Below are 12,483 nucleotides of genomic sequence, written 5' to 3'. Positions count from 1 at the left end.
AAAAAAATTCATATTTGAGGATTGTCTTGCCCAGGATTAGACTGATTATGGTGATTTAAGGATTTTTTTGGTGATTTTTAAAAGATTATGAAGGATGACAAAGGATTATAGCAAGAACAGCCGCTGCAATCCTCCGTTATCTTTAAAATCTTGAAAATCAAAAAATAGAAATCCTGAAATCTTCATAATCGGTTTAATCCTGGGCAAGACAATCCGGAGCAGGGCGTTCCTGTCATTTTTTCGGGTGGCCTGTCATGATTTGTCAGTATGGAATACAGTCAATACCTTCGTGAACTGCAAATTTGACCCGAAAACCGCCTTGGCATAATTCTCGTGGACGGGAAGGAACAAAAAATTAAACATCTTTTTTAAATAAAATCTACTATGGCTAAACAATTAAGTATTAAACCTTTAGCTGACAGGGTAATCGTGAAACCTGCAGCAGCAGAAGAGAAAACAGCTGGTGGTATCATTATCCCCGATACCGCAAAAGAAAAACCAGTGAGAGGCACTGTAGTGGCTGCCGGTCCTGGTAAAAAAGATGAACCGATCACTGTAAAGGTAGGAGATACTGTACTGTACGGTAAATACTCCGGTCAGGAACTCCCTATCGAAGGCGAAGACTACTTAATCATGCGTGAATCTGATATCCTGGCGATCGTTTAAGATCAACTGCGGATATGTATTAATTCCTAAAAGAAAAATCTACAAAGTATTATGGCAAAACAAATTTTCTTCAATATAGACGCCCGCAACAAAATGAAGAAGGGTGTTGATACGCTGGCTGATGCCGTTAAAGTAACCCTGGGTCCTAAAGGCCGTAACGTGGTGATCGAAAAGAAATTCGGTGCTCCCGGCGTAACTAAAGATGGTGTTACCGTAGCAAAAGAAATTGAGCTGGAAGACGCTATCGAAAACATGGGTGCACAGATGGTGAAAGAAGTAGCGTCCAAAACTGCTGACCTGGCAGGTGATGGTACTACCACTGCAACCGTACTGGCACAGTCTATCATCGGCGAAGGGTTGAAAAACGTAGCTGCCGGTGCTAACCCGATGGATCTGAAACGTGGTGTAGACAAAGCTGTTAAAGCAGTTGTTGAAAACCTGAAGAAACAGTCCGAAAAAGTTGGTAACGACAACCAGAAAATCGAACAGGTGGCTTCTATCTCTGCTAATAACGACAGCGAAATCGGTAAACTGATCGCTGAAGCAATGCAGAAAGTAACCAAAGATGGCGTTATCACTGTAGAAGAAGCAAAAGGTACTGATACTACTGTTGAAGTAGTAGAAGGTATGCAGTTTGACCGCGGTTACCTGTCTCCTTACTTCATTACCAACAGCGAAAAAATGCAGGCTGAACTGGCTAACCCTTATATCCTGATCTACGACAAAAAGATCAGCACGATGAAGGATATCCTCCACATCCTGGAAAAAGTAGCTCAGCAGGGCGCTCCGCTGGTAATCATCTCCGAAGATCTGGAAGGTGAAGCACTGGCTACCCTGGTGGTAAACAAACTGCGTGGTACCCTGAAAGTTGCTGCTGTAAAAGCTCCTGGCTTTGGTGACAGAAGAAAAGATATGCTGCAGGACATCGCTACCCTCACCGGTGGTATCGTTATCAGCGAAGAACAAGGTTACAAACTGGAAAATGCTGACCTGACTTACCTCGGTAAAGCAGAATCCATCACTATCGATAAAGACAACACTACTATCGTAGGTGGTAAAGGCGAAAAAGATGCGATCCAGTCCCGTATCGGACAGATCAAAGCCCAGATCGAAGTAACTACCTCCGACTACGACCGCGAAAAATTACAGGAACGCCTGGCTAAATTGAGCGGCGGTGTGGCTGTACTGTACGTAGGTGCTGCTACTGAAGTAGAAATGAAAGAAAAGAAAGATCGCGTAGACGATGCTTTACACGCTACCCGCGCTGCTGTTGAAGAAGGTATCGTTCCTGGTGGTGGTGTGGCTTACATCCGCGCTATCGAAGCCCTGGAATCACTGAAAGGCGACAACAACGACGAACAAACCGGTATCGCTATCGTAAAACGCGCTATCGAAGAACCATTACGTCAGATCACTGCCAACGCAGGTATCGAAGGTTCTATCGTAGTGCAGAAAGTGAAAGAAGGTAAAGGCGACTTCGGTTTCAACGCACGTACTGAAGTGTATGAAAACTTACTGGCTGCAGGTGTAATCGATCCTACTAAAGTAAGCCGTATTGCACTGGAAAACGCTGCTTCCATCGCTTCTATGCTGCTGACTACTGAATGCGTAATCGCTGACAAACCAGAACCTAAATCTGCTGCTCCTGCAATGGGTGGTGGTGGCCATGGTATGGGCATGGATTATTAATCAATATAACTACCAGAAAAACTCCTGCGGGCTCCGGCTTGTCAGGAGTTTTTTTTGCCCCGGCGGCTGTAACTTTCCGGACAGGTATCCGTTAAATAAGCAGATCGTAAACAGAAGCGGATGAATACAGCTGTAAAATTAATAAGTGCATGCCTGATTGTATTACTGGCTGCATGTATGAAAAAGGAAGGACCCGTAGAAATGATGCAGGGTATTGATATGCGTCAGGAAAATGTGATCCTGAGCTATCTTCGTGCGCACAACGAAACCGCTACCAAAGATGTTTCCGGCCTGTATTATAATATCCTGGAAGCAGGGGACAGCATTCATTTTGTGAAAGCTACTTCTATCCCCACCGTTGTTTATACCAATCAGCTGCTGAACGGACAAATTGTAGGTAACTCATTTGTGCCTACCGACTTTGACCAACGGGTGCTGAAAAATCATATTCCAGGCTGGCAGATAGGATTACAAAAGATCTCCAAAGGTGGTAAAATCAAATTATACATTCCACCTGCCCTTGCCTATGGCTCTACCGGTATTGCCGGTATCATTCCACCCGATGCCGTGTTGATTTCTGAACTCGAACTGGTAAATATCAGGTAAACTCCTTACTATTGCCTGCTGTATCGTCACTTTTTAATTTCATCATAAAACCGAAACCGTAATTGTATGAAGAAAGTTTTTCTGTTGGGAGGATTGTTTGTGTTAGCATTGGTGGCCTGCTCTAAAAAAGAGGATGAACCACCATACGATTGGAAGGCACAGTATACGATCGATTCTACAAAAATTGTGAACTACATCGCCGCCAACAACATTCAGAATGTAAAACACGATTCCCTGGGCATCTTTTACCAGATCGTGAACAGAGGACAAACAACAGATACCGCTAACGCGGCGGCCAATGTAACAGTGGCCTATATTGGTATTTTCCTTGATAAAAAAGTGTTTGACAGCAGTTATAATATATCCCTGGACTTGAACCGGGTGATCAGCGGCTGGACAATAGGTATTCCCAAAATAGGTAGGGGCGGAGAAATCAATCTTTTCCTGCCATCTATATATGCTTATGGTCCCCGTGGACAAAGCCCCATTCCGGGAAATACCGTATTGATTTTTAATGTTAAACTGAAAGACTTTCAGAACAAGTAATTTCTTATACACCTGATAAGTGTAAAGCGGCGCCGGCTCAGCTGGCGCCGCTTTTTTACGGAATTGTTTTATTCGCATGCTTTCCGTTAATTTTACGGATAAATAAGAAAATAGTGGCACACGAATGTATTTCAGTATTCGACATTTTTAAGATAGGCGTTGGTCCATCCAGCTCACATACCTTAGGCCCATGGCGGGCTGCACTCCATTTCCTGGCTCAGCTGGAACAACAGGGTAAACTGGCAGAAGTGAGCAAGGTACAGGTGCTGTTGTATGGATCGCTCGCCAAAACCGGCCATGGGCACGGTACTGATATCGCCGTACAGCTCGGACTTTGTGGCGATGATCCCGTTACTTTTGACGTGAACCAGATCAACCCCAAAATAGATAGTATCCGCCGCCAACGTAAAATGATGCTAGCAGGCAAATATGAAATAGATTTTGACCCGGTAGAAGATATTGATTTCCTTTTTGAAGAATCATTGCCTTTCCATCCTAACGCGCTCACTTTCCTGGTTTCTTTTATCAACGGAGACCAAATCGCTTCCACCTGGTATTCTATTGGTGGCGGCTTTGTAGTACAGGAAGGTGAAAATGGCAGCAGCGGACAACAGGTGGATCTGCCTTTCCCGATCGATACGGCGCGGCAGCTGTTGCAGTGGTGTATCAAAACAGGGTACAGTATTTCCGAACTGGTAATGGAAAATGAAAACGCCTGGCGTCCGGAAGAAGAAACCCGCCAGGGGCTGCTCAACATCTGGCGCGTAATGCAGGAATGCACCTACCGCGGATGCCATACCGCCGGAGAATTACCCGGTGGACTGAAAGTTGGCCGCCGCGCTGCCACGCTCAGCAAAAAATTATTAAAGGGCCGTACCTATACCGATTATGCCTCCTGGATTGCCGCCATCAGGGAAGGCGGGGAACATTTTAGCTATACGCTCGACTGGGTAAGCTGCTTCGCGCTTGCCGTAAACGAAGAAAATGCTTCCTTTGGCCGCGTAGTAACCGCTCCCACCAACGGCGCCGCCGGCGTAATCCCCGCTGTATTGCAATACTATATTGCTTTCTGCGATGGCTTCCATGAAGATAAGATCCAGCAGTTCCTGCTCACCGCATCTGAAATAGGCAGTATCTTTAAGAAACGTTCTACCATTTCCGCAGCCATGGGCGGTTGCCAGGCAGAAATTGGCGTATCCTCCGCGATGGCCGCTGCTGCCCTCACCGAATGCCTGGGAGGTTCCCAGCGCCAGGTGCTGATGGCCGCAGAAATAGCCATGGAACACCACCTTGGTCTTACCTGCGACCCAATCGGCGGGTTGGTACAGGTACCCTGCATTGAAAGGAATACCATGGGCGCCATTAAAGCCATTACAGCTTCCCAACTGGCCCTGCAAAGTAACCCCGAACTGGCCAAGGTATCACTGGATGCCGTTGTGAAAACGATGTGGGAAACAGCCCAGGACATGAACTCAAAATATAAGGAAACCTCCGATGGCGGACTGGCAGTGAATATTCCCATCAGTTTACCGGAATGTTAAAGAAAGAATTACGAATTACGGATGAAATGACAGATATAACTGGGCATATTGTCGAATTCCATGTTATAATATAAGGAAAGAAACATATTTTCGTTTATACAGTATAATCATCCGCTTAGATCCGACATTTCATCCGTAATTCGTAATTCGTAATTTTTTTATGCGTCTCCTCGCCATTATTGCTTTTTCTGCCCTTTCCCTTTCTTTATCAGCGCAACAATTCGGCGGCAACCCGCCTTCCCTGAAATGGCAGCAAATAAATACGGATACGGTACGGGTCATCTTCCCCAAAGGAATGACGGCACAGGGAGAACGCGTTGCCAACATAGTACATTACCTTAACCGCTATACACGGACCTCTATCGGTCCCCTGGAAAGAAAAGTGAATATTGTATTGCAGAACCAAACCATGCAATCCAACGGATATGTGCAACTGGGCCCTTTCCGCTCCGAATTTTACCTGACCCCTTCACCAAATTCCCTGGATCTCGGCTCCCTCAACTGGATTGAGCAACTGTCCGTACACGAATACCGGCATGTATTGCAGAATATGAACTTCCGGCAGGGGCTCTCCAAAGTGTTTTCCATCCTGGGCGGCCAGCTCGGACAGGCAGCCGTCACCAACATTGCCGTACCCAACTGGTTCTGGGAGGGAGATGCCGTAGTGATGGAAACCGCGCTGACTCCACAGGGACGTGGCCGACTCCCCGGCTTTTTTGACGGTTTCCGCGGACTTTCACTCGCAGGTAAACAGTACGCCTATATGAAAATCCGGAATGGCTCCTATGTCGATTATGTGCCGGACCACTATCCGCTGGGCTACCTTATGTCGACCTATGGGCGCGAACATTATGGCCAAACTTTCTGGAAAGACGTGACCACAGACGCCGTACGTTTCCGCGGCGTTTTTTACCCGCTGTCACAAAGCCTGAAAAAACGAACCGGTAAAAACATTACAGGCTTTTACCATGCCATGCTAAAAGAGTATCAACCACTCTGGAACAGTTATGCCGCCCGTCCGGATACTACGCCGGCCGTGTCTGTGTTGCCTGTGGCTAAACAGGTGACCGACTATAAGTACGTATACGCCGCAGGTCATAACGAGTGGATTGTACTCAAAAATGCCCGGAACAAACTGGCCGGCATCTATCGGCTTAATACAGCCGGTAAGGAACAGCTGCTGGTAAGACCCGGTATTGTATATGATGATTTTTTCAGTTACCGCAACGGACGAATCGCCTGGGCAGCTGCTCGCTTCGACGCACGCTGGGGTTGGAAAGATTTTTCCGTGATCCGTATATGGGATAACGCTACCGGGCATACGAAAACAATTTCTGCCAGAGGCAAGTTCTTTTCACCTGATATCAGCGCAAATGGTGAACAGGTGATCACAGTAGCCACCACCACCGATATGCAATGCCACCTGCAGCTGATCAATGCCAAAACGGGCGCCCTGGAAAAAGAATTGCCCAATCGGGAGAACTGGTATTATACCTATCCCCGTTTTGCCGCCAACGACCAGGCCGTGATCAGCGCAGTACGTAACCCGAAAGGAGAAATGGCCCTGGTACAGCAATCCCTGGCTACCGGCGAAAGCACCCTCTTAACACCCTTTAGCTTCAATGTAATAGGCATACCGGCCGTTGAAGGCGATACGGTTTATTTCACAAGCGGCTACCGGGATGTAAACAACGTATACGCGCTCACGTTAGCCGACCGGAAAACATTCGAAGTTACCGACCGTGGAAACAGTGCAATGCACATGGCCCCGGATCCGGAAAAAGATAGTCTGCTGTTCAGTGAATTCACCATCAAAGGGTATAAACTGTATCATGCCGCGTTGCGTCAAAACAATTGGAAAGAAGTACCTGTAACCGCCGATGGCCGCAGTACATGGCTGCAGCCGCAGTTCAAAGAAGGGGGCGATATCCTTGGGATTGTGCCAAAGGATTCGCTGCCGGTGAAGAAATATCGGCAGCTTACGCATCCCTTTAACTTTCACAGCTGGGTTCCGTCCTTCAACGATCCGGATTTCGGCATTTCACTGATTGGGGAAAACATTTTAAGTACCACTTCTACCAGCATCGGTTATACCTATAACCGTAATGAAGAAAGCTCCGACATTGCCGCCGGCTTTACCTTTGGAGGCTGGTTCCCCATGTTGTCGGTAGGGGCTGATTATGCCATTAACCGCAACGGGCTCGATCAAAACAGGAACAGGGTGTACTGGAACGAGGCCACCGCACATATCGGGTTGAGTATTCCGCTTAATTTTTCCGGCGGACTCTATAGCCGCAGCCTGGCAGTAGGTAGTAATTACAACGTCCGTCATCGATACCTCGATAGTAAATACAAGGGAAATGATCTCCAGTTCCTCAGCAATACCATTATCTTCAGCAATCAACGCATCAAGGCGCTGCAGAACATATTCACCCATTTCGGACAGTACCTGGCGGTGCAGTATAATACATCGGTGAATGGTTTGTACGCAGAGCAACTGTATGCACGGCTGGATCAGTATTTACCGGGGCTATGGCCAAATCATAACCTGGTTTTGCAGGCCGCCTTCCAGCAGCGGGACCAATCTTTCAACTATACCTTTACAGATAACTTCGTATATGCGAGAGGGTATAATACACCTTTTTATACCCGTATTTATAAGCTGGGCGCTAATTACCACCTGCCGCTGGCGTACCCCGACTGGGGCTTTGCACAGATATTATACTTTAACCGGATCCGGGCCAACCTTTTCTACGACTACAGCATGGCTACCTACGCTCCGCAAAAAACCGATACCCGCTATACTTCAGCCGGAACAGAGTTGTTCTTTGATACCCGTATTGGCAATGCACTGCCATTCACATTCGGCGTGCGTTTCAGCCATTTGTTCGACCAGGATCCGGCAGACAATGCACAGAACCGGGTAGATTTTATCATCCCGATACAGCAGTTGTTTAATTACTGATTTATTTTACTTTGATCTGGAGAGGAGGCGCTTTGTAGAATTTTTCTTCTGCATATTTGATGATGATCTCATCAAAATATAGGATGTCGCCAGTTTGGAGCGTTTCTTTCAAACTTTTGCTCCATGCCGGAGACAGCGCAGGTGCTTTGAAATTATCACCGGTAAAATCCTTATACACAGCGGGTTGCCCGGTGGTATCGTTCAGGTAAGGCTCATGTCTTTCGTAAGTAAAGGCAAAGGAGATAACAGGATATTTGATATTCTTTTCATCGCGCACCACCAGGGCAGAATCCAGCAGCTTCATCACTTCCGTTTTTGGCAGCGTATCGCTTAGGTAAATACTCCAGCTGCTGCGCAGTTTCATCGGCCTTTTATTGCTAACAGCCGCCGGTGTTGCCGTACTCTTTTTTCCGGACTGCGCAAATACCGGTGAAACCATCGTGGCTAATATGAAACTAAGTAACAGGTGTTTTTGCATGATAGTGCGGGGGATAAAAAATCGCCCGGTATAGTAACGACCGGGCGATGATAAAAATTATAAGGATTTTAAACTTTCCTCGATCACCGAAATTTTTGCTTCGGCATCTGCTTTCTTCTTACGTTCCGCTTCTACCGCTTCAGGTTTTGCTTTTTGTACAAAACCTTCGTTGGAGAGCTTCTTCTCAACAGACACCAGGAATCCTTTCAAGTATTCCAGGTCTTTTAGGAGCGTGGTTTTTTGCGTAGTGGTATCCAGCTCGGTTTCAGTACCCAGGTAGAATTTATCTTTCCCGATAACAACGGTGATACAACCGGGCACTGGTTCCTGTACATAATGAATCGCAGATGCATTCACCTGTTTCATGAGCATACTTTCAAGTTGTTTGAAAGTGTTGTCGTGTTTGGTTTCTACGTGCAGTATGATAGTTTCTTTCGGCTTGATCTGGTTTTTGTTGCGTGCATCACGGATGCTGCTGATCACTTCCTTTGCCAGGGTACCTTCCAGCAGGGTAGCATGTATCGGTGCTGCTGGTGCGAGGAATTGTGTGATCATCAGGGAATCATCCTCGTTGCGGGTAGCCAGTTGCTGATAAATTTCTTCGGTGATGAAGGGCATATACGGGTGCAGCAGCTGCATCAGTTGTTCAAAGAAGTATACTGTTTTACGATAGATGGAGGCCGGGATAGGTTGTTCAAAACCAGGTTTGGCCCATTCCAGGTACCAGCTGCAGAAATCGTCCCAAACCAGGCTGTAAATGGCTTTCAGCCCTTCGCTAAGGCGGAAGTCTTTATGCAGTGCCGCTACTTCCTGCTGCACTTCATTGAGCCTGCTTTCAAACCATTTCACCGCAAAGTTATCAGCCGCCGCATTGATAGCGCTGTCGTCTTCCTGGCGTTGTTCCCACATCTTTACCAGCTTCAGCGCATTCCATATTTTGTTACAGAAGTTACGGCCCTGTTCACAGCTGGCATCATCGTAGAGCAGGTCATTACCGGCAGGTGAGGAGATCATGATACCAAAACGTACCGCATCGGCGCCAAAAGCGTGGATGAGTTCCAGCAGATCCGGGGAATTACCCAGCTGTTTACTCATTTTACGACCTTGCTTGTCGCGTACCATCCCAGTAAAGTATACATCGCTGAAAGGCTTTACCTCCTTGAATTCCAGGCCGGCCATGATCATACGGGCCACCCAGAAAAAGATAATATCCTGTCCTGTTACCAGTACAGAGGTAGGGTAGTAGTAGTTGATATCTTCGTTATCCGGTTGGGAGATGCCATTGAATACTTCCATCGGCCACAACCAGGAGCTGAACCAGGTATCGAGGCAATCTTCATCCTGCTTCAGTGCTTCCGCAGTGATGCTGATGTTGCGTGCTGCAAATTGCTGTACGGCTTCGGCAGCAGTGGCAGCCACTTCAAAAGTGCCATCAGGGGCATACCAGGCGGGTATTTGTTGCCCCCACCAAAGCTGGCGGGAAATACACCAGTCCTTTACATTTTCCATCCAGTATTTGTAGGTTGCCAGGAAGCGGTCGCCGGGATGTATTTTTACATCACCGTTTACCACTGCATCCAGTGCAGGTTTGGCCATTTCAGCCATTTTTACAAACCATTGGGTGGAAATACGCGGTTCTACTACGGTGTCGGGATTACGTTGGCTGTAACCAAGACGGGTAGTGTATTCTTCTTCTTTTACAAGCAAACCTTCTTCCGCCAGGGCTGCCACTACTTTTTTACGGGCAACGAAGCGGTCTTCTCCCACAAATACAATAGCGGCGGCGCTGAGGGTACCATCGTCATTGAGGGTATCCACTATTTCCAGGTTATGTTTCAGACCCAGGTTATAGTCATTGATATCGTGTGCAGGTGTAACTTTCAGCGCCCCTGTACCAAATGCTTTGTCTACATAAGTATCAAAGATGATGGGTACGCGGCGGTTTACCAGCGGCACTGTTGCGAAATGATTTTTCAGGTGTGCATACCTTTCATCTTCCGGGTTTACGCAGATGGCGGTATCGCCCATGATGGTTTCCGGACGCTGGGTAGCAATGGTAATGAATTCACCGGTAGGTTTACCGGCTGCATCTGTGATGGCGTATTTAACGTGATACAGTTTACCCTGGAGGTCTTTGTATTCAACTTCCTCATCGCTTAAAGCCGTTTTGGCTTTGGGATCCCAGTTGATCATGCGTGCACCGCGGTAGATCACGCCCTTTTTATAAAGGTCTATGAAAACGGTGATCACGGCCTTATAATAATGGTCATCCATGGTAAAGGTAACCCGGTCCCAGTCGCAGCTGCAACCCAGTTTCTTTATCTGGTGGTAGATGATATCACCATATTTATCTTTCCATTCAAAGGCGTATTTAAGAAACTCTTCGCGGGTAAGCTGGGATTTTTCAATACCTTTTTCCTGCTTGAGCATATTTACCACTTTGGCTTCGGTAGCGATGGACGCATGATCGGAACCCGGTACCCAGCAGGCGTTGAACCCGCTCATACGGGCGCGGCGTACCAGGATGTCCTGGACGGTTTCGTTGAGGGTATGGCCAAGATGCAAGACCCCGGTCACATTGGGAGGGGGAATAACTACTGTAAAGGGAGGGCGGCCATCCGGCTTAGAGCGGAAATAACCTTTGTCCATCCACTGTTGGTACCATTTTTCTTCAACCGTTGCAGGCAGGTAATTTTTCGAAAGTTCCATGCTATTCATAATATAAGGCTGCAAAAATAACGGAAAATCCCTTTTTTTAAGCGGAAAGCATAAAGGATAAAGCAAAAAGCTATGGAAGTGAATGATAGCAGGTAAACATTCGTTACCATCATTCGCTTCTATAGCTTTTTGCTTTATCTTTTGTGCTTTCTGCTCTTATGCCATCTCTGCTATAATATGACAGGTAGTCGCAACCATCTCCGGTGTTATATCCAGGTGTGTTACAATTCTTACCTGTGTTGGAGAGATGGGTATTACCAGGATATTTTCTTTTTTCAGGTAATCGGCAAACAGCTGCGGAGTCCAGTCGCCCTTTACTTCAAAAATGAGGATGTTCGTTTCTACGGGCAACATATGGCCCACGAAAGATTTCTCCAGTAGTGCTTGTGCGAGCTGTTTGGCGTGCAGGTGGTCTGCTGCCAGCCTGGCAATATTATTTTCCATGGCATAGATGCCGGTTGCGGCCATATAGCCTGCCTGCCGCAAACCGCCGCCCAGTTTTTTGCGGATGCGCCTGGCGGATTTGATAAAGGCTTCACTGCCAAGTAGTACGGAACCCATGGGGCAGCCCATGCCTTTATTGAGGCAAACGGAAATGCTGTCGAATAATTGTCCGTATGCGGCAGGGTCCTGTCCGGTGGCTACCAATGCGTTGAACAAACGGGCGCCATCCAGGTGCAGTGCGAGGTCATTTGCTTTACAAACGTCGCTGATCTTTACCATTTCCTCCCAGTCGTAGCAGCATCCGCCGCCGCGGTTAGACGTATTTTCCAGGCAAACGAGGCTGGTGCGGGCTTTGTGCACATCGTCGGGGTTGATGGCTGCTTCTACCTGTGCTGCGCGGATCATGCCGCGGTCGCCGGTGATGGCATGTACCTGTGCCCCTGAGTTAAAGGCAATGCCACCTCCTTCATAAATATACACGTGTGCGAGATGACTGCAAACCACTTCATCCCCCGGCAACGTATGTACTTTAATGGCTATTTGGTTACTCATTGTGCCGGAAGGGCAGTACAAGGCTGCCGCTTTGCCAAAATAGGCTGCCATCATGGCTTCCAGTTTATTGATACTGGGATCTTCACCGAAAACGTCATCACCGGTTTCTGCCTGTAACATGGCCTGTAACATGCCAGGGCCGGGACGTGTAAAAGTGTCGCTTCTAAAGTCAATCATTTTATTGAAAAATTTGCAACAGCTTAACAATTAAATTAGTTAAGATGTTAATTTAAATATGATTCTTTATCAATTGTTAAAATTTGTATAAACCAGCGTGG

General features: G+C 47.2%; 9 protein-coding genes. 6 read left to right on the top strand and 3 right to left on the bottom strand.

Translation table 11 applies throughout. The features are described 5' to 3' along the window. Positions 1-384 precede the first annotated feature (384 nt). The 6 genes from KE626_RS08950 to KE626_RS08925 all read left to right on the top strand — a co-directional run bounded on the left by KE626_RS08950 (position 385) and on the right by KE626_RS08925 (position 8,013). A complete protein-coding gene (locus KE626_RS08950; RefSeq protein ID WP_079473337.1) occupies positions 385-666 on the top strand; it encodes a co-chaperone GroES in 282 nt (93 codons plus the stop codon). A 51-nt stretch (positions 667-717) separates the two neighbouring features. Further along, positions 718-2,355, top strand: a complete 1,638-nt coding sequence (groL, locus tag KE626_RS08945) for a chaperonin GroEL (RefSeq protein ID WP_211972525.1) — start codon at positions 718-720, stop codon at positions 2,353-2,355. Between the two features lie 120 nt (positions 2,356-2,475). Beyond that, a complete protein-coding gene (locus KE626_RS08940; protein WP_211972524.1) occupies positions 2,476-2,961 on the top strand; it encodes an FKBP-type peptidyl-prolyl cis-trans isomerase in 486 nt (161 codons plus the stop codon). A gap of 66 nt (positions 2,962-3,027) precedes the next feature. Then, positions 3,028-3,507: an FKBP-type peptidyl-prolyl cis-trans isomerase gene (locus tag KE626_RS08935; RefSeq protein WP_211972523.1), complete on the top strand. Its 480-nt coding sequence runs from the start codon at positions 3,028-3,030 to the stop codon at positions 3,505-3,507. 113 nt (positions 3,508-3,620) lie between these two features. Then, the gene (locus tag KE626_RS08930) at positions 3,621-5,048 is read left to right on the top strand and encodes an L-serine ammonia-lyase (protein ID WP_211972522.1); all 1,428 of its coding nucleotides are present in this window, start codon (positions 3,621-3,623) and stop codon (positions 5,046-5,048) included. 160 nt (positions 5,049-5,208) lie between these two features. After that, positions 5,209-8,013, top strand: coding sequence for a hypothetical protein (locus KE626_RS08925; RefSeq protein WP_211972521.1), 2,805 nt, complete (start codon positions 5,209-5,211; stop codon positions 8,011-8,013). Position 8,014: 1 nt separating this feature from the next. Here KE626_RS08925 and KE626_RS08920 read toward each other — a convergent pair whose 3' ends face one another. The 3 genes from KE626_RS08920 to KE626_RS08910 form a co-directional block, all read right to left on the bottom strand. Next, entirely contained in the window at positions 8,015-8,491 is a 477-nt protein-coding gene (locus tag KE626_RS08920; RefSeq protein ID WP_211972520.1) for a hypothetical protein, read from the bottom strand. Between the two features lie 57 nt (positions 8,492-8,548). After that, positions 8,549-11,200, bottom strand: a complete 2,652-nt coding sequence (locus KE626_RS08915; protein ID WP_211972519.1) for a valine--tRNA ligase — start codon at positions 11,198-11,200, stop codon at positions 8,549-8,551. Positions 11,201-11,365: 165 nt separating this feature from the next. After that, a complete protein-coding gene (locus KE626_RS08910) occupies positions 11,366-12,382 on the bottom strand; it encodes a threonine aldolase family protein (RefSeq protein ID WP_211972518.1) in 1,017 nt (338 codons plus the stop codon). Positions 12,383-12,483 lie beyond the last annotated feature (101 nt).

It is taken from the genome of Chitinophaga hostae (genome assembly GCF_018224885.1).
Taxonomy (GTDB): domain Bacteria; phylum Bacteroidota; class Bacteroidia; order Chitinophagales; family Chitinophagaceae; genus Chitinophaga; species Chitinophaga hostae.
Note: the sequence above shows the minus strand (reverse complement) of the source record. Positions and strands in the feature narration are given on the sequence as shown.

What these genes read in the sequence shown, in the direction of transcription:
- KE626_RS08910 (WP_211972518.1), bottom strand. Translation starts at nt 12,382, where the DNA reads ATGATTGACTTTAGAAGCGACACTTTTACACGTCCCGGCCCTGGCATG.
- KE626_RS08920 (WP_211972520.1), bottom strand. Translation starts at nt 8,491, where the DNA reads ATGCAAAAACACCTGTTACTTAGTTTCATATTAGCCACGATGGTTTCA.
- KE626_RS08915 (WP_211972519.1), bottom strand. Translation starts at nt 11,200, where the DNA reads ATGGAACTTTCGAAAAATTACCTGCCTGCAACGGTTGAAGAAAAATGG.
- groL (WP_211972525.1), top strand. Translation starts at nt 718, where the DNA reads ATGGCAAAACAAATTTTCTTCAATATAGACGCCCGCAACAAAATGAAG.
- KE626_RS08940 (WP_211972524.1), top strand. Translation starts at nt 2,476, where the DNA reads ATGAATACAGCTGTAAAATTAATAAGTGCATGCCTGATTGTATTACTG.
- KE626_RS08925 (WP_211972521.1), top strand. Translation starts at nt 5,209, where the DNA reads ATGCGTCTCCTCGCCATTATTGCTTTTTCTGCCCTTTCCCTTTCTTTA.
- KE626_RS08950 (WP_079473337.1), top strand. Translation starts at nt 385, where the DNA reads ATGGCTAAACAATTAAGTATTAAACCTTTAGCTGACAGGGTAATCGTG.
- KE626_RS08935 (WP_211972523.1), top strand. Translation starts at nt 3,028, where the DNA reads ATGAAGAAAGTTTTTCTGTTGGGAGGATTGTTTGTGTTAGCATTGGTG.